General features: G+C 72.8%; 18 protein-coding genes, 2 tRNA genes and 1 pseudogene. 7 read left to right on the top strand and 14 right to left on the bottom strand.

Annotated elements, in window-relative coordinates; all coding sequences use genetic code 11:
• Positions 1-136 precede the first annotated feature (136 nt).
• Positions 137-844: a thiamine pyrophosphate-binding protein gene (locus JK359_RS28865; RefSeq protein ID WP_201841758.1), complete on the bottom strand. Its 708-nt coding sequence runs from the start codon at positions 842-844 to the stop codon at positions 137-139.
• 125 nt (positions 845-969) lie between these two features.
• On the opposite strand from JK359_RS28865, the gene JK359_RS28860 reads away from it, so the two are divergent.
• A tRNA-Pro gene (locus JK359_RS28860) sits at positions 970-1,046 on the top strand.
• A 28-nt stretch (positions 1,047-1,074) separates the two neighbouring features.
• On the opposite strand, the gene JK359_RS28855 is transcribed toward JK359_RS28860, so the two are convergent.
• From JK359_RS28855 to JK359_RS28810, 10 genes are all read right to left on the bottom strand, one after another.
• Positions 1,075-2,112, bottom strand: coding sequence for an MASE1 domain-containing protein (locus JK359_RS28855; RefSeq protein ID WP_201841755.1), 1,038 nt, complete (start codon positions 2,110-2,112; stop codon positions 1,075-1,077).
• A gap of 81 nt (positions 2,113-2,193) precedes the next feature.
• Entirely contained in the window at positions 2,194-3,474 is a 1,281-nt protein-coding gene (locus JK359_RS28850; RefSeq protein WP_372445501.1) for a PP2C family protein-serine/threonine phosphatase, read from the bottom strand.
• Between the two features lie 236 nt (positions 3,475-3,710).
• Positions 3,711-4,238 (bottom strand): NUDIX hydrolase family protein, encoded by a 528-nt coding sequence (locus JK359_RS28845; RefSeq protein WP_201842046.1) that lies wholly within the window; start codon positions 4,236-4,238, stop codon positions 3,711-3,713.
• A 16-nt stretch (positions 4,239-4,254) separates the two neighbouring features.
• On the bottom strand, positions 4,255-5,430 hold the full coding sequence (locus JK359_RS28840) for an amidohydrolase family protein (protein ID WP_201841749.1): 1,176 nt from the start codon (positions 5,428-5,430) through the stop codon (positions 4,255-4,257).
• 2 nt (positions 5,431-5,432) lie between these two features.
• The gene (locus JK359_RS28835; protein ID WP_201841747.1) at positions 5,433-6,836 is read right to left on the bottom strand and encodes a type I glutamate--ammonia ligase; all 1,404 of its coding nucleotides are present in this window, start codon (positions 6,834-6,836) and stop codon (positions 5,433-5,435) included.
• Positions 6,837-6,874: 38 nt separating this feature from the next.
• Positions 6,875-7,687 carry an SAM-dependent methyltransferase gene (locus tag JK359_RS28830; RefSeq protein ID WP_201841744.1) on the bottom strand — a complete coding sequence of 271 codons (813 nt, stop codon included), beginning with the start codon at positions 7,685-7,687 and terminating at the stop codon, positions 6,875-6,877.
• A 103-nt stretch (positions 7,688-7,790) separates the two neighbouring features.
• Positions 7,791-8,585 carry an SAM-dependent methyltransferase gene (locus JK359_RS28825; protein WP_201841741.1) on the bottom strand — a complete coding sequence of 265 codons (795 nt, stop codon included), beginning with the start codon at positions 8,583-8,585 and terminating at the stop codon, positions 7,791-7,793.
• Positions 8,586-8,653: 68 nt separating this feature from the next.
• Positions 8,654-9,301: an HhH-GDP family DNA glycosylase gene (locus JK359_RS28820; RefSeq protein ID WP_201841738.1), complete on the bottom strand. Its 648-nt coding sequence runs from the start codon at positions 9,299-9,301 to the stop codon at positions 8,654-8,656.
• Positions 9,302-9,305: 4 nt separating this feature from the next.
• A complete protein-coding gene (locus JK359_RS28815) occupies positions 9,306-9,650 on the bottom strand; it encodes a DUF3140 domain-containing protein (protein ID WP_201841735.1) in 345 nt (114 codons plus the stop codon).
• A gap of 30 nt (positions 9,651-9,680) precedes the next feature.
• A complete protein-coding gene (locus JK359_RS28810; protein WP_201841732.1) occupies positions 9,681-10,172 on the bottom strand; it encodes a Dps family protein in 492 nt (163 codons plus the stop codon).
• A 288-nt stretch (positions 10,173-10,460) separates the two neighbouring features.
• Between JK359_RS28810 and JK359_RS28805 the strand changes: the two genes are divergently transcribed.
• The 3 genes from JK359_RS28805 to JK359_RS28795 all read left to right on the top strand — a co-directional run bounded on the left by JK359_RS28805 (position 10,461) and on the right by JK359_RS28795 (position 14,139).
• Positions 10,461-11,648 carry a thiolase family protein gene (locus tag JK359_RS28805; RefSeq protein ID WP_201841729.1) on the top strand — a complete coding sequence of 396 codons (1,188 nt, stop codon included), beginning with the start codon at positions 10,461-10,463 and terminating at the stop codon, positions 11,646-11,648.
• 124 nt (positions 11,649-11,772) lie between these two features.
• A complete protein-coding gene (locus JK359_RS28800; RefSeq protein WP_201841726.1) occupies positions 11,773-13,284 on the top strand; it encodes a long-chain-fatty-acid--CoA ligase in 1,512 nt (503 codons plus the stop codon).
• Positions 13,285-13,359: 75 nt separating this feature from the next.
• Positions 13,360-14,139: a sulfite exporter TauE/SafE family protein gene (locus JK359_RS28795; RefSeq protein WP_201841723.1), complete on the top strand. Its 780-nt coding sequence runs from the start codon at positions 13,360-13,362 to the stop codon at positions 14,137-14,139.
• Positions 14,140-14,189: 50 nt separating this feature from the next.
• On the opposite strand, the gene JK359_RS28790 is transcribed toward JK359_RS28795, so the two are convergent.
• Positions 14,190-14,981 (bottom strand): TIGR01458 family HAD-type hydrolase, encoded by a 792-nt coding sequence (locus tag JK359_RS28790; RefSeq protein WP_201842044.1) that lies wholly within the window; start codon positions 14,979-14,981, stop codon positions 14,190-14,192.
• 380 nt (positions 14,982-15,361) lie between these two features.
• Between JK359_RS28790 and JK359_RS28785 the strand changes: the two are divergent.
• Positions 15,362-16,105, top strand: a pseudogene (locus tag JK359_RS28785) (cobalt-precorrin-6A reductase); the annotation flags it as partial.
• Between the two features lie 94 nt (positions 16,106-16,199).
• Here the strand turns inward: JK359_RS28785 and cobF are convergent.
• Both cobF and JK359_RS28775 read right to left on the bottom strand, forming a co-directional pair.
• Positions 16,200-17,033, bottom strand: coding sequence for a precorrin-6A synthase (deacetylating) (gene cobF / locus JK359_RS28780; RefSeq protein ID WP_201841720.1), 834 nt, complete (start codon positions 17,031-17,033; stop codon positions 16,200-16,202).
• A gap of 97 nt (positions 17,034-17,130) precedes the next feature.
• Positions 17,131-17,637 carry a DUF309 domain-containing protein gene (locus tag JK359_RS28775; RefSeq protein ID WP_201841717.1) on the bottom strand — a complete coding sequence of 169 codons (507 nt, stop codon included), beginning with the start codon at positions 17,635-17,637 and terminating at the stop codon, positions 17,131-17,133.
• Positions 17,638-17,739: 102 nt separating this feature from the next.
• On the opposite strand from JK359_RS28775, the gene JK359_RS28770 reads away from it, so the two are divergent.
• Both JK359_RS28770 and JK359_RS28765 read left to right on the top strand, forming a co-directional pair.
• Positions 17,740-17,813 (top strand) — tRNA-Pro (locus JK359_RS28770).
• Between the two features lie 345 nt (positions 17,814-18,158).
• A complete protein-coding gene (locus tag JK359_RS28765; RefSeq protein ID WP_201841714.1) occupies positions 18,159-18,773 on the top strand; it encodes a hypothetical protein in 615 nt (204 codons plus the stop codon).
• Positions 18,774-18,813 lie beyond the last annotated feature (40 nt).

The following is an 18,813-nucleotide window of genomic DNA, read 5'->3' as shown; positions in this document are numbered from 1 at the left end:
CCTTTCCATGAGTCAGTGAGGCCGTGATTCTGTGCGGCCGCGCGGCCGTGAGGCCGTCAGCGCCGTGAGGCCGAGTCATCGGGCCGCGGCCACGGGGTCACACGGGCCACGGCGTTTCACGGCGGCGGCAGGAGGGTCAGGCGTTCTTCGGTTCGACGCGGGCCACGACCACGCGCGGCCGGCCCGGATGCGGCGCGGTGAACGCGGCGGACAGCGCCTCGTGGTCCCGCCCGTCGACGGTCACCGCGGACCAGCCCGCGGCCTCGAACCGGGCGGCGATCCCGCCGGGCAGCGCATGACTGGCGGAAGAGTTGTCGATCACCACCGTGTGCAGCCGGTCAAGACCGGCCGGCCCGGCGAAGGCGATCGCCTCGTGGTTGCTGCCCTCGTCCAGCTCGGCGTCCCCGATCAGCACCCAGACCGCGGGATCGCCCAGCCCCCGCGCCCGCAGGCCCAGCGCGGTGCCCACGGCGATGGGCAGCCCGTGCCCGAGCGACCCGCTGCCGATCTCGGCCCCCGGCACCAGCACACGGTCGGGGTGATGCCCGAGCGGGGAGTCGTACGACCCGAAGCCCGGCAGCCACTCCACCGGCACGAAGCCCTTGGCGGCCAGCACGGCGTAGTAGGCCATGGGCCCGTGCCCCTTGCTCAGCAGGAAGCGGTCCCGGGCCGGGTCGTCGCGCCGCTCGGGGGTGACCCGGAGCACGCGGTCGTAGAGCACCCACAGCACGTCGAGGGTGGAGGTCGCCGCGGGGCCGTGTTTCTCGTCGCCGGTCATCATGCCCATCAGCCGGGACAGGTCGTCGTAGCCGTACACGCGGCTTTCGTCCGCTGTGATCGTCATACGGACGATCGTGCAACCTCAACCAAGCTTGAGGTCAACGAGGAAAGGGGCGCGCGACCACCGATCCGAGTGCGGTATTGTTTCTGTGCGCGTTCGGCCCGGGGAAAGCCCAGGTCAAACGGCACCGGGACGTGGCGCAGCTTGGTAGCGCACTTGACTGGGGGTCAAGGGGTCGCAGGTTCAAATCCTGTCGTCCCGACCAGCTTTGATGCCGGTCGGAGGCCGTCTTCTCAACTTTGAGGAGACGGCCTTTGCTGTGTCTGCCGGCTCTGCCCGGCCGGCTCGTCGTGGTCGCTCTCCCGGCCGGGGAACATCGGGCGCTGATCGCCGGTGGTGATCCTGGCGACCATCTGGGCGAGCTGGGTGCAGGCCCGCGCGATCTCCCGCTCGGTCTGGTTCCGCTGACTGATGACCGTGGCGAGCAGCAGCGCGGTCAGCGCGGCGGAGGTGTTGAACGCCTGCAGGGTGATCATGTTGGTGAGCAGGTCGTGTCCCGCGAACGGGCCCGTCCGCCGGGCGGCGGAGACGATCGCGAAGGTCGACACGGCCAGCGCGCACGGTGCGGCCCCGGCCAGCTGGAAGCGGAAGGCGGCCCAGATCAGCAGCGGAAAGCCGAGGAACAGCAGGGGCGTGCTGCTGGTCTCGACCAAGCCGACACAGGCGGTGGCCGCCGTGAGCAGCAGCCCCTCCACCCACCGGGACGGCGACGCGTGCTTCGGCCATCGCGCCGAGCGCAGGACGAGCAGGAACGGCGTCACGACCAGCACGCCCATCGCGTCGCCGGTCCACCAGACCGACCACGTCGGCCAGAAGCCGTGACTGCTCAGCGCGTCCGCGAGGAGCAGCGTCGTGCTGCCCGTCGTGGCGCTGACCAGCATTCCGGTGAAGGCACCCAGGAAGATCAGCGAGAGCGCGTCCCGCAGACGGTCCAGTTCCTTGCGGAACCCCGCCCGGCGCAGCAGCGCGTAGGAACAGACGGGCGCCAAGGTGTTCCCGGCCGTGATCGCGAGCACGGCGGCGAGCGACGGCCCGAGCCAGATGTTGGCCAGGAAGGCGCCGAGGGCGATGCCCGGCCAGATCCGCGATCCGCCGAGCAGCAGACTCGTCAGCGCGATACCACTGGGCGGCCACAGGGGGGTGACCTGGCTGCGCACCAGCTGCTGCACCAGCCCCGCCCTGGCCGAACCGAAGTACAGGGCCGCCACGACACAGATCTCCAGGGCGGTCAGGCCCGTGCGCCGCAACCGTTCGTGCCGGGCGTCAGCCATCGGGCGACCTCCGTCTCGACATCGCCCCGAGGCCCATCATCCGCCGGATCCGGGGGATCCTCCACGGCACCGGGCGGGCGGTCAGGGGGCCGGGGTGCGCAGGGCGAGGACGGCCATGTCGTCGTGCCCGTCGCTGGGGTGCTGGTCGGCCAGTACCCGGACGAACTCCGGGAGGGGGAGCGAGGCGTGCGCCGAGGCGAGTTCGGCGAGGTCGTTCAGGCTCTGGTCGATGGGGTGGCGCGGGTGTTCGATCAGCCCGTCGGTGAAGAAGACCACGGTGGCCTGCGGGGGCAGGAAGCGGGAGTGGTCGGGCCGGGGCTGAGCGGTGTCGACGCCGAGCGGCAGCCCGGGCTCGGCGAGCAGGTATGCGGCGCGGCGCTCATGGGTGATCACCAGGGGCGGGACGTGGCCCGCGGTGCTCCAGCGCAGCCGCCAGCCCGTTTCGGCCGGTTCGATGCGGGCCAGGGTGGTGGTCGTGACGGGATGGTCGGTGACGGCCTCGAGGGCCCGGTCGAGCTGGGTGAGGACCGCGCCGGGCGGAGGGGCGGCCGGGTGAAGCAGGAGCGCGCGGAGCATGTTGCGGGTGGCGGCCATCGCGGCGGCGGCCCGCAGATCATGGCCGACCACGTCACCGATGACGACCGCGACCACGTTGTCGGGCAGGGGGACGGCGTCGTACCAGTCCCCGCCGAGCTGGCTGGGCTCGGCGGCGGGCCGGTAGATGGCGGCGGCGGTGAAGGGCCGCAGGTCGGGCAGGGTGGGCAGCAGCAGCCGCTGGAACTGCTCGGCTCCGACCCGCACCCGTTCGAAGAGGCGGACGTTCTCGATCGCGATGCCGGCGGCGCTGGCCAGGGCGACGACCACGTTCTCGTCGTGCACGTCGAAGGACCGCCCGTCGAGGCGCTCGGAGAGGTAGAGGTCGCCGTAGATCTCGCCGCGCACGGAGATGGCGACCCCGAGCAGGGAGTGCAGGCGCGGATGGCCGGGCGGGAACCCGACGGAGGACGGGTGGGCCAGGATGTCGGTGACCCGCAGGGGGTCGGGGTAGCGGATCAGGTGGCCGAGGACACCGCGACCGCGAGGCAGTCCCACCTCGGCCAGATCACGGCGTTCCTGCTCGGACAGACCGGCCGAGATGAACTGCTCCAGCCGCTCCCCGGACTCGTTGAGTACCCCCAGCGCCCCGTAACGGGCGCCGACCAGGTCCATGGCGGTGGTCACGATGCGGCGGAGCACCGCGGGCAGTTCCACCTCACGGCTGATGGCCACCACCGCGTCCAGCAGGCCTTGCAGCCGGTCCATGGAGGACACCAGGGCACGCAGCTGCTCGTCGATCCGGCCCAGTTCGGAACGCAGCCGCACGTGCAGGTCGGGAAGGGGCTGCCGCGGTCGTCTCCCCTCCCGCCCCACCGCCATCACTGCGCCCCGTCCGCGAGCGCCGGACAGCCCGGGGACCGGGCCGGGCCGTCCGTGCACGGGTCACCGCGGATCGGCTTTGCGAGCCTCTCGATCGAGCCGCACATTCGGGCCTCCTGACACGACCCCCGTGCACTGTGTCGTTCTCGATTGTGGCATCGGTGTGCGCTGATCCCCAGCGGTCAGAAGGTCAGGCCCACGTGCGCGAGCGCCTGCTTGAGCAGGACGCCGTGGCCGCCCGGCATCTCGTTCTGCACGGCCGGTGAGGCGGCCTCCTGGGGGCTGAACCAGACGAGGTCCAGCGCGTCCTGGCGGGGCCGGCAGTCCCCGGTGACGGGCACGATGTAGGCCAGGGACACCGCGTGCTGGCGCGGGTCGTGGTACGGGGTGATACCGGCCGTGGGGAAGTACTCGGCGACCGTGAAGGGCTGCAGGGAGGCGGGGACGCGCGGCAGGGCGACCGGGCCGAGGTCCTTCTCCAGGTGGCGCAGCAGCGCGTCGCGGACCCGCTCGTGGTGCAGGACGCGCCCGGAGACCAGGGTCCGGCTGACCGTTCCGTCCGGGCCGATGCGCAGCAGCAGTCCGATACTGGTGACTTCGCCGCTGTCGTCCACGCGCACGGGCACGGCCTCGACGTACAGGATCGGCATCCGGGCCCTGGCCATTTCCAGCTCGTCCGTGGTCAGCCAGCCGGGCGTGGTCTCGGTCATGTCAGACATTGCTTGATCATACTTTCCGGGCGGGGCGTCCGCAGGGTTCGCGGGCCGGTTCGGATACGGGCGGCCCGTACAGTCGGCGGGCGTTGTCGCGGCCCGTCCAGGCCGCGATCCGCAGGGCGTCGGCCAGGCTCAACTCGTCGGCGTCCACGCGGTCCTGCAGCAGATCGGCGAGGCCCTGCCGGAAGCACAGGGCACCCAGGTGGTGGAACTCGGCCACACCGTAGGCGTCGGAGCTGTACAGCAGTTTGCGGAACGGGGTGATCTCCAGTGCCTCCTCCAGTACGGCACGGCAGCGGGCCGGGCCGGTGTAGTGCAGGGCGAGGCCGACGTCCAGGTACACCTGCTCGAACACCGCCGACAGGTAGGCGGCCTGGCGGTGGTAGGGCCAGCAGTGCAGCAGCAGCACCGGGACGGTGCCGGCCGTCCGGTGCAGCCAGTCGGTGAGCAGCGCGGGATCGGCGCGGTGCAGCCGTAGGTCCGCGTCGCCGAACCCGGTGTGCAACTGCAGCGGCAGGCCCAGGTCGACGGCGGTCCACAGCAGGTGCCGGACCAGGACCGGGTCGGTGAGCCGGCCGCCCCGCGCCTGCCAGCGCCGGGCCGCCCGCGTCACCTCGGCGTCCGTCGGGCGCCCGGGAGCGAGGGCGAAGCCGGTGCGGTACGCGGCGACCGACTTCACCGCCACCACGCCCGGCCGGCGAACGGCCTCCTCGGCGGCGGCGCGGAACACGGCCGCGTACTCGCCCGCCTCCACGCCCCGCTCGGCCACCGACTCCGCGATCTGCTCCAGCCGTACGACCTCGCACGCGGTGGCACCGGCCGCCGCCGCCAGGTGCGCCGGGGAGGTCACGGGGTGCGGGGCGTAGCCCGTGTCCAGGCAGAAGACCTCGGCTCCGGCGGCGGTCAGGAAGCGCCGGTTGACCTCCTGCCAGCCGAGTTCCGCCCGGCGGGCCACGTATTCGGCGGGCGGTGCGTGCCGGGGGAGGTCCAGCAGCGGGGCGCAGTGGCGGCGGACGGCCACCCCGGCGGGGCTGTCGAAGGCCGAGACGCCGGGCCAGGCCTCGCCCTCGGTGATCAGTGACTCGAACTCCCCGGCGCTCAGGTCGGCGGTCACCGCACCGTGGCAGTGGTGATCCACCAGCGGCAGCGCGGCGAGGGCCTCGTGGACCGGTCCCGGAGCGGCCATCGTCAGTACGTCCAGCGGTAGGCCGCCGCCACCTGGGCGTCGTCGAGGTCACGGGCGGCCGCCGCCTCGCCGAGCCGTACTGCGCTCACCGCGTCCGCCAGCACGGGGCCCAGCGCGGCCCGCAGCACCGGGTCCGCGCGGAACTCCTCCACGGCCTCCGGCAGCGACCGCGGCAGCCGCCGCAGGCCGAGGGCCGCCGCCTCGTCGGGGCCGTAGCGGGCCGGGTCGCCGGTGATCTCGTCGGGCAGGGCGCGCTCCGCCGTGATGCCGTCGAGTCCGGCGGCGATCACGCAGCCGAGGGCCAGATACGGGTTGGCCGCCAGGTCGACCGGCTTGACCTCCAGGTTGGCGTCCCGGTCGTGGCGCCCCGCCATGCCCGTGATCAGCCGCAGCGCCGCCTCGCGCGTCTCGCGGCCCCAGGCCGTGAACACGCCCGCCCACTGGGACGGCCTGAGGCGCAGATAGCTGGCCGGGCTCGGGGCGGTGACCGCCGTCAGAGCGGGGAGGCGGGCGAGGATTCCGGCCGCGAAGCCTTCCGCCTCGGCCGTCATGCCGTACCGGCGGTCGCCGCCGGCGTGCAGGTTCCTTCCGCCGCGCCAGCAGGACAGGTGCAGGTGGCCGCCGTTGCCGACCCCCTCGGGAAGGTACGCGGGCGCGAAGGAGACCCGCAGCCGGTGCCGCTGCGCCACCGCCCGGACGGTCTGCCGCACCAGCACGCTGCGGTCGGCCGCAGCCACCGGGTCCAGCGCGCCCACCGAGATCTCGAACTGGCCGGCCGCGTACTCGGGGTGCACCTGGTCGACGTCCACGTCCTGGGCGTCGAGTGCGGCCAGCAGGTCGGCGGTGTAGTCGCTCAGCTCGACCTGCCGGATCGCGCCGTACGCCGGACCGGACACCGCCGGCTCGAACTCCCCGGCGGGCGCCGAGCCGAGCCCGACCGCCCACTCGACCTCGACCGCCGCCTTGAAGGCGAGGCCGTACCGCTGGGCGGCGTCGGCGACGACCCGGCGCAGGAAGGTCCGGGCGCAGCCGGGGTGCCGGGCGCCCTCCTGGGTGATCCGGTCCACCGGCGCCCACGCCCACCCGGGTTGCCCGGCCAGTGCCACCAGCCGGTCCAGGTCCGGGTAGAGCCGCAGGTCACCGTCGGGGGAGCCGAGGACGTCGGTGGTGACGACCGAGTCGTGGGCGAGGAACGTGTCGAACACCGGGGACATGCCGACCCCCCAGGCCACGGCAGCCTCCAGCCGTGCCGTCGGGATGGTCTTCACCCGGGTGACGCCCGCCGTGTCGACGTACGCCAGCACGATGCCGCGCACGCCGCCGGCGGCCAGGCCGGCGGTGAGCGCGGCGACCCGGCGCAGATCGTCGGGACGCCCGCCGGGCACGGGATCGGCAAGGGTGGTCATGCGTCCTCCTCGGCGGAATCCGCCCGGTGCTGGAGTGTTCAGGGTTTCACGGCCACCGCGCCGAACTGGGGCACCGGGGCCGCCGGCGCCGACTCGGCGCGCCACTGCGAGCACGGCACCAGCCCCGGTTCGACCGGCTCGAGACCCTCCAGGAAACCGGCGATCTCCTCCCGGCCGCGGGCCGTGATCGGCGGGGTGGCGTGGGCGTTCCAGAACTCCATGGCGGCCACGTTGCCCTCGCCGCCCACGTCCGCGTCGTACGTCGGATGGGTCAGCGCGAGATGGCTGCCCGCGGGCAGCGTCGCCGTCAGCCGCCGCACGATGTCCCGGGCCTCGGCCGTGTCCAGCACGAAGTTGAGGATGCCGAGCATCATCAGCGCGACCGGCCGGGTGAGGTCCAGGGTCTCGGCGGCGCGCTGCATGATCGCGTCCGGGTCGCGCACATCGGCGTCGATGTAGTCCGTGACGCCCTCGGGGGAGCTGGTGAGCAGCGAGCGGGCGTGCACGAGCACGATCGGGTCGTTGTCCACGTACACGACCCGGGACTCGGGGGCGATGTGCTGGGCCATCTCGTGCGTGTTGTCGGCCGTCGGCAGGCCCGTGCCGATGTCCAGGAACTGGCGGATGCCCCGTTCGCCCGCCAGGAACCGCACCGCGCGCCCCAGGAAGTCCCGGTCCGCGCGGGCCACCGCCCGGATCACCGGGAACATTCCGGCGACCTGCTCGCCGACCTGCTGGTCGACCTCGTAGTTGTCCTTGCCGCCGATCCAGTAGTTCCACACCCTAGCGTTGTGCGCCACGGAGGTGTTCAGCCGCGCCGGCCCGGCCGGCGGCAGGTGGCCCTCACTCACGTATCCGCCCTTCCCACGGGGGGTCGTCCGCCGTCATTGTCGCGCAGGCCGGAACCCACGGGCGAGAGGGCACGTGGACCACCGGGAGGAGGCGGAAGGCCGGTCAGGGCTTGAGCGCGGCCCCGCCGTACAGGGAGACCGGCCCGTCGGACGGACTCTCGGGGCGCCAGTCGGCCACCGAGACGATGCCCGGCTCGATCAGGTCGAGCCCGGTGAAGAACGTGCCGACCTCGGCGTGCGAACGGGCCACCAGGGTCACCCGGCCCGCCGCGTACATGGCGATGCCCTTGTGGACGTTCTCCGGCTCGAAGTCGGCGGTCATGGTGGACAGCACCAGCGCGCTGCCCGGTGCCAGCGCCTCGACCAGGGTGGTGACCAGCTCATGGGCGCCGTCCTCGTCGGCGACGAAGTGCAGCAGGGCGATGAGGGAGAGGGCCACCGGCCGGCCGAAGTCCAGTACGCGGGCTGCCTGTTCGAGGATGGTGCGCGGATCGCGGGCGTCGGCCTGCACGTACTCCGTCACGCCCTCGGGGGTGCCGCGCAGCAGCGCGTTCGCGTGGGCCAGCACGATGGGGTCGTTGTCGACGTAGACCACGCGGGCGTCCGGGGCGGCGGACTGCGCGATCTGGTGCAGGTTCGGCTCGGTCGGTATGCCGGTGCCGATGTCCAGGAACTGGCGGATTCCCGCCTCCGCGGCCAGCGCGCGCGTGGTCCGGCGCATGAAGGCCCGGTTGGCGCGCGCGGCCTTCGGGGCACCCCCGTCGATCGCCGCGATCTGCCGGCCCAGCCGCTCGTCGACCGGATAGTTGTCCTTGCCGCCGAGGAACCAGTCGTACACCCGGGCCGGATGCGGCCGCGTGGTGTCGATGTCCTGGATGTCCGCCCCGGTCCCCGTCACGTGCTGCTCCTCCGCCCCGTCCGGTCCCGGCGGTCACCCCGGGACGTGCGGGGAGCAGTCTTGCACGGTCAGCCGGCGCGGCGCAGACAGTCCTCGGCCACCTGCTCGTCGAGCGCCGCGCGTACCAACGCGGCGGCCAGCACGGCCGGTTCGGTGTCACCGGCCAGCCCGGCGAGCTTGCGGGGGTCCTTCGGCAGGCCGAGCCGCCCGGCGCCGGACAGCGCCTTGCCGTCCAGGTACGGCGCGACGTCGGGCCACACCCGCTGCGCCTCGCGCAGGAAGATGTCGGCGCCGGCCGGCCCGATGCCCGGCTCCTCCTGGAGCAGCCGCTTGAGTGCGGCGGTGTCGCCCTCCGCCTCCCGGTGCAGGCGGCGCAGGTCCCCGCCCCACCGCTCGGTCAGCAGCTCGGCGCCGTCACCGAGCTGGGTGGCGGTCCGCTCGTCGTAGCGCCGGTAGCCGCCGCGGCCGAGAGCATCCACCCGCTGCTGCCAGTCGGCGTCCGCCATCCGGCGGGGACTGTCCAGGTGGTCCTCGTGCAGCGCCCGGGCGGCGGCCACCGCGACCGAGGTCCGGATCCGGGCGCTGAGCAGCAGGGACAGCACGAGCAGCCGGTACAGCGGCTGCGGGGTGTCCTTCAGGCGGATGTCCGCTTCCTCGGCGTACGTCCGCCCGTACTCGGACACCAGCTCGTGCACGACCCGTTCGTCCCGGTTCATGGGGCTACGGCTTGAGCGGATCGTGGCCGAGCGTCATCAGCCGGTGCCGGCGGCGGGTGTCCTCCGGCGTGCTCTCCGGCTCGGGCTCGTTCTCCAAGTCCACGAGGTCTTCGACCGTGTCGACGACCCTGTACATCACGCGGACGTCGTCGTCGGTGAGGTCGGTGCGGCGCTTCTGGAGGATCGCCAGGACGTGCTGCCCCGTGGGCGAGCCCGACTCCTCCGGCAGCGGTTCCGTCTCCTCGTGGGCGTCCCGGACCCTCAGCCAGGCCGCGAGTTCGGCGGAGGTCATGTTCACCACGCGGTGGAAATCCTCCCACAGCGCCTCGATCTCCAGGGCGTCGGCCATGGGTTTTCCTTCCGTGCGAAGACGGGCGTACTAGCTGGACTCGCGGTCGCGCGGGTGGTTCTCGGCCTCGAACATCCAGCGCTGCTTCTCCAGGTCGGCCGTGATGGAGATCAGCAGGTCCTGGGTGACCGGGTCGGCCTTCTCGGTCGCGGCGATCCGCTCGCGCAACCGGGTGACCGCCGCCTCCAGTGACCGCACCATCAGCTCCACGGCCTCCGTGTCGCGCAGCCAGCCGTCCTTGGCGCCGGGCAACGCGAAGGCCGCGGCGACGGTCTCCGGCCGGCCGTCCGGCGGCACGCCCAGCGCGGCGGCCCGCTCGGCGACCGTGTCGGAGTGGGTCCGGGCGGTGGCGACCACCTCGTCCAGCTGGAGGTGGACCGACCGGAACCGCGGGCCGACCACGTTCCAGTGCGCCTGCTTGCCGACCAGCGACAGTCCGAGCAGGTCGACGAGCGTCTCCTGCAGGGCGGTCCCGGTGACGCCGAGGGCCTCCTCGGGCAGCGTGCTCTTGACCACGGTCATGGTGGGCAGGTCCCCTTTCGTCAGCTGTCTGCGGTCTGTCCGAAAGGGCGGGTGCCCCGCGTCATGGGCGGCAAACAGGCTGATCAGCCGGGTGGCGTGCCGACGGGGGCATGCGCGCGGGCGTGGCGCATCTCTCCTGCGGCCGTCCCGGTGGAGGATCCTGGACGTCTTCCCAGGGAGCCGTCCGGAGGTCTATAGTCAAAAACTAGCAGTGCTAATTAATGGTGCTGTGCCGGTCCGTCTGAACCACAGCGTCGTGGGTCAGCCGTAGGTCAGGAGTCCTCAGCCGTGCGTCCCGTCCACTTCGCGGCCGCCCGCCGCACCCCCATCGGCAAACTGCGCGGAGCACTCTCCACCGTCCGCCCCGACGATCTCGCGGCCACGGTGATCCGCCACCTGGTGGCCGAAGTGCCCGCGCTCGACCCGGCCCGCATCGACGACGTCTACTGGGGCGCCGCCAACCAGGCCGGCGAGGACAACCGCAACGTCGCCCGCATGGCCGCCCTGCTCGCCGGACTGCCCGAGTCCGTGCCCGGCGCCACCGTCAACCGGCTGTGCGCCTCCGGCCTCGAGGCGGTCACCACCGCCGCCCGGACCATCGCCGCGGGCGAGGCCGACGTCGTGATCGCCGGCGGCTCCGAGTCCATGAGCCGCGCCCCCTTCGTCCTGCCCCGCCCCGACGAGGCCCTCCCGCCGCGCCTCGAGACCTACGACACCCGGCTCGGCTGGCGCCTGGTCAACCCCGCCATGAAGGAGCTGCACGGACTGCTCTCCATGGGCGAGACCGCGGAGGAGGTCGCCGGGCGCCACGGCGTCTCCCGCGAGCGCCAGGACGAGTTCGCGCTGCGCAGCCACCAACTCGCGGCCGCCGCACGCAAGAACGGTCACTTCGACGACGAACTCCTGCCCGTCGAGCGGCCGGACGGCATCGTGGTCGAACAGGACGAGTGCATCCGCGAGGACACCTCGCTGGAGAAGCTGTCCCGGCTGAAGCCGGTCTTCCGGCAGGGCGGCACGGTCACCGCCGGCAACGCCTCGCCCATGAACGACGGGGCGGCCGGCCTGCTGCTGGTCAGCGAAGAGGCCCTGAACGAGCTGGGACTGGAGTCCCTCGGGCGCTATGTCGCCGGCGCCTCCGCCGGCGTCCACCCCGACGTCATGGGCATCGGCCCGGTCCCCGCCACCCGCAAGGCGCTGGCCCGGGCCGGCTGGCGGACCGGTGACCTCCAGGAGGCCGAGTTCAACGAGGCGTTCGCCGCCCAGGCACTCGCCTGCGTCGACCAGCTGGGCATCGACCCGGACCTGGTCAACCCCACCGGTGGCGCCATCGCCCTCGGTCACCCCCTGGGCTGCTCCGGCGCCCGCATCCTCACCACGCTGCTGCACCGGATGCGGCGCACCGGCGCCCGACGGGGGCTGGCGACCATGTGCGTCGGCGTCGGCCAGGGAAGTGCGGTGCTGGTCGAACGACATTGAGACGAGCAGCCCCGTCCGGCGCGTACGGACGAGGCCGTGCGGGCCGCAGCGGGGGCCCGGGGGCGGCGGCCCCCGGGGACGGCCGGGCAACACCGAGCGCAGCAGAGAAACGGAGCACCACCACATGGCCACCCTGTCCGTCGCCGCCATCCTCGCCGAGAACGCCCGGCGCCGCCCCGACAAGACCGCCCTCGTCGAGGGAGAACTGCGACTGACCTTCGCCGAGGCGTGGCGCAGGGCCCTGGCCCAGGCAGGCGCACTCGCCGGCCTCGGCGTACGGCCCGGTGACCGGGTCGCCCTGATGGCCCCCAACACCGCCGAGTTCCCGCTCGCCTACTACGCGATCGCCGCGGCCGGCGGTGTCGTCGTCCCCGTGCACCTGCTGCTGTCGCCGGGCGAGGTCCAGCACGTGCTCGAGGACAGCGGGGCGACCCTGCTGCTCGTCCACCCGGCCAAGGAGGAGACCGGCCGCGCCGCCGCCGAGGCGGTGGGCGTCCCGGTGGTCACCCTTGGCGGCGAGCTGGAGAAGCGCGCGGCCGGCACCGAGCCGCTCGCGTCGTACGTCAGCCGGGCCGCCGACGACCCTGCGGTGATCTTCTACACCAGCGGCACGACCGGTGTCCCCAAGGGCGCCGTCCTCAGCCACTTCAACCTGGTGATGAACGCGACCGTCAACGCCTTCGACGCCCACGACGTCCGCGCCGACCACATCACCCTCGGCGCGCTGCCCCTGTTCCACGCCTTCGGCCAGACGGTGTCGCTCAACTCCACCTGGCGGGCCGGTGCCACGCTCGTGCTGCTGCCCCGCTTCGACGCGGCCCGCGCGATCGAGCTGATGGTGCGGGAAGGGGTGAACACCTTCCACGGCGTGCCGACCATGTTCGTCGCCCTCGCCGCCGCGGCCGCCGACGCCCCCGCCCTGCCGAAGCTGGACGTCTGCGTGTCGGGCGGGGCTTCGCTGCCCGTCGCCGTGCTGGAGCGGTTCGAGGCCGCGTTCGGCGCGCCGGTCTACGAGGGGTACGGACTGTCGGAGACCTCTCCGGCGGCCACCGTCAACCAGCCCGACTTCGGCACCAGGGCCGGCACCATCGGACATCCGCTGTGGGGCGTCGAGGCGGAGATCGCGCGCGCCGAGGTGGAGGGCCGCGTCGAACTGCTGCCGCCCGGCGAACTGGGCGAGGTCGTCATCCGCGGCCACAACGTCTTCTCCGGCTACCTCGGCCGGCCCGAGGCCACCGCCGAGGCCCTGGTGGACGGCTGGTTCCGCACCGGTGACCTCGGCACCAAGGACGACGACGGCTTCCTGCGGATCGTCGACCGCAAGAGGGACGTCATCATCCGCGGCGGCTACAACGTCTACCCGAGGGAGGTCGAGGAGGCCCTGATGCGCCACCCGGAGATCGCCCAGGTCGCCGTCATCGGCCTGCCCGACGACCTGCACGGCGAGGAGGTGTGCGCCGTCGTCGTCCCCACACAGGGCACCGCCCCGGACGCCGCCGCGGTCACCGAGTGGTCCAAGGAACACCTGGGCCGGCACAAGTACCCGCGGCGCGTGGAGTTCACGGACGCGCTGCCGCTCGGACCGAGCATGAAGGTGCTCAAGCGGGAGCTGCGGGCGCGGTACACGGGCCGCTAGCCACCCAGTGTGGGGACCGAACCGCGAGACGCTCCTTACGCGCCCCGCGCGCTCGCACATAAGATCGGTCCCCGCATGAACACGATGACGCCCTGGCACCTGACCGGCTGGGAGTTCGCCGCCCTCGCCTTCGCGGCGCTGCTCGTCGGCTTCTCCAAGACCGCGGTCAGCGGTGCCAACACGATCAGCCTCGCCGTCTTCGCGGCCGTCCTGCCCGCCCGCGCCTCGACCGGCGTCCTGCTGCCCGTCCTGATCGCCGGCGACGTGCTCGCCGTCCTCACCTACCGGCGACATGCCCACTGGCCCACCCTGTGGCGGCTGTTCCCGGCCGTCGCCGCGGGCGTGGTGGCCGGCACGGTGTTCCTGATGTGGGCCGACGACGCGGTCGTACGGACCTCGATCGGCGCCATCCTGCTGTTCATGGCGGGTGTCACCCTGTGGCGGCGGCGCCGCGAGGACGGCGGTACGGCGGACGAGCCGGATGCGGTGACGACCCGGACGGGCCGGATGAAGGCGCGGTCGTACGGCGTGCTCGGCGGGTTCACGACGATGGTCGCCAACGCGGGCGGGCCGGTGATGTCCTTGTACCTGCTGTCCGCCGGCTTCCGGAAGCTGGGCTTCCTTGGCACGTCGGCCTTCTTCTTCCTCATCGTGAACGTCGCCAAGGTCCCGTTCAGCGCGGGCCTGGGCCTCATCGACGGCCGCTCATTGCTCCTTGACGCGGCGCTCGTGGTGTTCGTCGTACCCGGTGCGTTGTTCGGCAAGTGGGCCGTGAACCGGATCAACCAGCGACTCTTCGAGCAACTGGTGATCGCCGCGACGATCGTGGGCGGCGTACAACTGGTCCTGCGCTAGCCGCTGGCCGCTGGCCACTGGCCGCTGGCCGGCCCGCTGGCCGCCGACCGCTAGCCCGCCCCGCCGGGCTCCAGTCCCAGCAGCTCCGGGACACCTGCGAAGGAGTCCACCACGTGGTCCGGGGCGCCACTCGCGTTCTCGAGCGTGCCCGCCTGGTACTTGCCCGTTCTCACCAGCACCCCGGTGATCCCGGCGCGCTGGGCCGCCAGCACGTCCGACTCGATGTCGTCGCCCACCATCAGCGCCTGCTCCGCGCCCACCCCGAGCCGGGCCAGCGCCGTTTCGAAGAACGCCCGGGACGGTTTGCCCGTGACCTCGGCCTCCACCCGCGCCGCCCTCTCCAGCCCCAGCAGGAAGGCGCCGGAGTCCAGCTGCAGCCCGGCGTCTGTCCGCCAGTAGAGGTTGCGGTGCATGGCGACCAGCCGCGCACCGCGCTGCAGCAGGCCGAAGGCCCGGTTGAGCGCCGCGTAGTCGAACCCGGGCCCGGCCCCGCCGACCACGACCACATCGGCCCCGTCCTCGACCAGTGTGATGTCACCCAGATCCGCCCCGATGTCCCCGCTGTTGAGCAGGGCGACCCGGGCGCCCGGGAAGTGCTCGGCGAGATGGGCGGCGGTGACGGCGGGCGCGGTCAGCACGTCCTCCGCGTCGACCGCGAAACCGGCCTCCGAGAGCGCCCCGGCGATCGAGGCCCGGGACCGGGAGGTCGTGTTGGTCACCAGGGCCACGCCGAGCCCCGCCGCGCGGAGGGCACGCAGCGCCTCCACCGCACCGGGCAGCGGCCTCCACGACACGGTCAGAACGCCGTCGATGTCGATCAGGACGGCACGCACGGACGCCAAGGACTCCATGACCCCGACCGTAACGACCCGAAGGCCCGATCGAGCCGACCCGGACGACCGCCCACCCCGGACGACCTCGTACGCTCACCCCTATGCCCGAGCCGCACGAGCCGTCCGAGCTGTCCGAGCCGCACGAGCTGTCCGAGCCGCACGGGCCGTCCGAGCTGTCCGAGCCGCACGGGCCGTCTGAGCTGTCCGAGCCGCACGAGTCGTCTGAGCCCTCCGAACCGTCCGAGCTGTCCGAGCTGTCCCAGCCGCACGAGCCCTCCGAGCCTCTCGTGCCGGTGGTCCCTGTTCCGCCGCCGGCTCTTCAGCTGCCCGCTGTCCGGCCGCCCGTTCTCCCGCTCCCCGCTGTTCCGGCGTCCCCTGTGTCGCCCCCTGTGCCCGCGCACGTTCTGGTCCTCGGCGGCACCACCGAGGCCCGCCGTCTCGCCGCCGACCTCGCCGCACGCCCCGGTGTCCGGGTCACCACGTCGCTCGCCGGCCGGGTCACCCGGCCCGCGGCGCTGCCCGGCGAGGTGCGGACCGGCGGCTTCGGCGGCCCGGAGGGCCTGGCGGACTGGCTGCGCACGCACCACGTGGACGCCCTGGTGGACGCCACCCACCCCTTCGCCGGGTCCATCACGGCCAACGCGGCCCGCGCGGCGCGGGCCACCGGGATCCCCGCGGTCGTCCTGCGCCGCCCCGGCTGGCGCCCGGGCCCCGGCGACCGCTGGTACGACGTCCCGACCCTGGCCGGTGCCGCCGAGGCCCTGCCCGCCCTCGGCCGCCGGGTGTTCCTCAGCACCGGCCGCCTCGGCCTGGCGGCCTTCGCCCATCTGACCGGCCTGCACTTCGTCGTCCGCTCGGTGGAGCCGCCCGAGCCGCCCCTGCCGCCGGACACCCGGGTGCTCCTGGCCCGCGGCCCGTTCACGACGACCGACGAGACGGAACTCCTGCGCGCCCACCGGATCGACGTCCTCGTCACGAAGGACAGCGGAGGGGAGGCCACGTCCGCCAAACTCACGGCCGCGCGCGACCTCGGGCTGCCGGTGGTCGTCGTACGCCGGCCGCCGCTGCCGGCGGGCGTCCGGGCGGTACCGGACGTGGCGGCCGTGCTGCGAACCCTGGGTCTCACCCCGGCACCGACCGCCGCCGGACAGGACGGTCCTGCGCCGGTCAGCCGTGGGCCGGCCGGTCCGGCACCGGTCAGTCCCGGGCGGGCCGGTTCGGCAGCGGTCAGTCCCGGGCGGGCCGGTCCTGTGCCGGACCGTCCTGGTTCGGCCGGTCCTGTGCCGGACCGTCCTCCAGGGGATGCCGGCGCAGGAGATACGTGTCCATGATCCAGCCCTTGCGCTCCCGCGCCTCGGCCCGCAGCCGCTCGATGCGCGGGCCGGCCTCGGCGATCGGCCCGGAGACGAGGATCTCGTCCGGCGTGCCTATGTAGGCGCCCCAGTAGATGTCCATGTCCTCCTCGGCGTACCGCCGGAAGGCCTGGTGCGCGTCCAGCATCACGACCACGTCGTCCACCCCCTGCGGAAAGCCCTCGGCCAGCCGCCGCCCGGTGGTGATCTGCACCGGCCGCGCCACCCGGTTCAGGCCCGTGCGGTGCCGGGCGACCAGCGCGGAGACACTGCTGATGCCGGGCACCACGTCGTACGAGAACTCCACCGCGCCGCGCTCCAGCACCTCCTCCAGGATCGCCAGGGTGCTGTCGTACAGCGCGGGGTCCCCCCACACCAGGAAGGCGCCGGTGCCGTCCTCGGCCAGCTCGTCGGCGATCAGCCGCTCGTAGATCCCGGCGCGCGCGCTGCGCCAGTCCCCGACGGCCGGCGAGTAGGCCGTGCCGCCCGCCTTCCTGTCCCGCTCCGGGTCCCGTGCCTCCACGACCCGGTACGACCCCGCCGGCAGATGCGCGTCCAGCATGTCCCGGCGGAGCTGCGTCAGATCGCTCTTCACCTCGCCCTTGTCCAGCAGGAAGAACACGTCCGTGCCCTGCAGCGCCTTGACCGCCTGGAGGGTCAGCTGGTCGGGGTCGCCCGCGCCGATACCGATGACATGAATCTTTCGCACGCCCCGAGTCTGCCGTATGCCACTGACAGCGCGTCCCCCACCTCCGCACGCGCTGCGACGGCACCCCGGTCAGCAGCGGCCCGCCCCGCGGTCCCGTTCAGGGGCCCAGCCGTGGTGCCTCGGTGCGCGCATCCACCGGCGCCGGGTCCTGCTCCACCCGCCCGGCCAACTCCCGCGCCCACCGGGCGAGGCCCGCCAGATCCAGTCCGTACGGCCGGTCCTCGCCCCGCTCGGTCTCCCAGTCCTCGACCGCACCCGCGCCCCGCCGCAGCAGGCGCGCACCGCCGACGGTGTTCCCGCGGGCCGCGTGGGTGAGCCCCACCGCCAGCTGCGCCAGCCCACGCCACAGGGTGCGCTCGTCCTCCGGACCCGACTTCCAGGCGTCCTCGAACACCTCGTGCGCGTGGAACGGCCGGCCCGCGGCCAGCAGCGCCTGCGCCTGGGCGACCGTCTCGGCCGGCGCCCGCACCACCCCCTCCGGCTGCCGCGGCACGCCCTCGGCGCCGTACGGCATAGGCCGCCCCAGCCCGTCCCGGGGCCGCGCGTTCCGGGCCCGCCCGGCCGTGTCCCGGTCCCTGCCCTCCGATGCGCCCGCGTTCGTCATACGCAGATTGTCCCCCTCCGCCCAAGCCTTCTTCGGCACAGCCCGGGTCGTGGGGTAAAGTGCTGTCCGCACGATCACGCGGGACACCGCGCGTGAGGGCATCGGGACGTGGCGCAGCTTGGTAGCGCACTTGACTGGGGGTCAAGGGGTCGCAGGTTCAAATCCTGTCGTCCCGACTGGAGTTCGCTCCGTAGTCGCAGGTCAGGGCCTCGCATCACTTCATGTGACGCGAGGCCCTTGATCGTTTCGGGTACTCGTCCCCCGATTCCTCGGGTGCCGGACAGGTTTCCCGCGGGCAGCCGGATTCTGCGTCACTCCAAGTAGCGATCTGCGAGGAAAAGCGAGATCCTCGGAGTGTGGACAGGCGCACACAGCTGCTTCATGGGGCTATCGCCTACTGAACCAGCACCTACCCGCGTCGAGCCCCGGAACCCGTCTCCAGAGATCCGTCAAGGACTTCGCAAGCCGTCTCCGCCGGCCCCGGACCCGAGAGGGGGGACCGCACGAAACGGGGGCACGACATGCCAGATGGCGATCGAGGGCAGAACCCTGCAGGCGGTAATGGACAATCCGAAGGCCCCCGACACGGACTTGCCAAGCGGATCGGCGGCCTCATTGCGGCGCTTGCGGGAATCGCGGGGATCATCGGCCTGGTTGTCACGCTTGTGGACCGTCCTGAACCCTGGACGAAAGCAGACTGGGTGTCTGAGGCAAACGCGGTCTGTGAGCGCGAGATCGGCACACTGAGCAGTGCGACTCTCAACTCGCGTTCTTCGCTCAGTGCCATGCAGACGAGCCTGCGGGCCGGCACTCTGACCGATCAGCAGATCAAAAACGCCGCGTGGTATTTCGACGCAGCGGCCGGAGCGCTGCGCAGCATCAACGGGGAGATCAGGAGCATCGAGCGTCCGGAAAGCATCAAGGGGGATGTGGACAAGGTGGTGGACGGCGGGGTGGGCGCGAGTAATGCGATGTCGCGAGTCGCGGGAGATCTGAGTCAGGTCAGCTTGGCGAACCCTACTCAGTCACTACGGGTTCTCAACGCCGCCGACAGCGAAATCAAGAAAGTGGACCCCCTGCTCTCGCAGTGGCAAGAGGGCCTGGTGGCCCTGGGCGTCACCAGTTGCAACACATAGCGCCGGGGGGCGGCCGGCTACGTGAAGCCTCGTTGACCGC

Source organism: Streptomyces actinomycinicus (assembly GCF_016741775.1).
GTDB classification, from domain to species: domain Bacteria; phylum Actinomycetota; class Actinomycetes; order Streptomycetales; family Streptomycetaceae; genus Streptomyces; species Streptomyces actinomycinicus.
This window is presented reverse-complemented; position numbering and strand designations above follow the sequence as displayed.

Excerpts from the sequence above, each read along its gene's own strand:
- JK359_RS28795 (WP_201841723.1), top strand. The coding sequence starts at position 13,360 with ATGAACACGATGACGCCCTGGCACCTGACCGGCTGGGAGTTCGCCGCC.
- JK359_RS28845 (WP_201842046.1), bottom strand. The coding sequence starts at position 4,238 with ATGACCGAGACCACGCCCGGCTGGCTGACCACGGACGAGCTGGAAATG.
- JK359_RS28775 (WP_201841717.1), bottom strand. The coding sequence starts at position 17,637 with ATGACGAACGCGGGCGCATCGGAGGGCAGGGACCGGGACACGGCCGGG.
- JK359_RS28865 (WP_201841758.1), bottom strand. The coding sequence starts at position 844 with ATGACGATCACAGCGGACGAAAGCCGCGTGTACGGCTACGACGACCTG.
- JK359_RS28820 (WP_201841738.1), bottom strand. The coding sequence starts at position 9,301 with ATGAACCGGGACGAACGGGTCGTGCACGAGCTGGTGTCCGAGTACGGG.
- JK359_RS28815 (WP_201841735.1), bottom strand. The coding sequence starts at position 9,650 with ATGGCCGACGCCCTGGAGATCGAGGCGCTGTGGGAGGATTTCCACCGC.
- JK359_RS28765 (WP_201841714.1), top strand. The coding sequence starts at position 18,159 with ATGCCAGATGGCGATCGAGGGCAGAACCCTGCAGGCGGTAATGGACAA.
- JK359_RS28835 (WP_201841747.1), bottom strand. The coding sequence starts at position 6,836 with ATGACCACCCTTGCCGATCCCGTGCCCGGCGGGCGTCCCGACGATCTG.
- JK359_RS28810 (WP_201841732.1), bottom strand. The coding sequence starts at position 10,172 with ATGACCGTGGTCAAGAGCACGCTGCCCGAGGAGGCCCTCGGCGTCACC.
- JK359_RS28840 (WP_201841749.1), bottom strand. The coding sequence starts at position 5,430 with ATGGCCGCTCCGGGACCGGTCCACGAGGCCCTCGCCGCGCTGCCGCTG.
- JK359_RS28800 (WP_201841726.1), top strand. The coding sequence starts at position 11,773 with ATGGCCACCCTGTCCGTCGCCGCCATCCTCGCCGAGAACGCCCGGCGC.
- JK359_RS28855 (WP_201841755.1), bottom strand. The coding sequence starts at position 2,112 with ATGGCTGACGCCCGGCACGAACGGTTGCGGCGCACGGGCCTGACCGCC.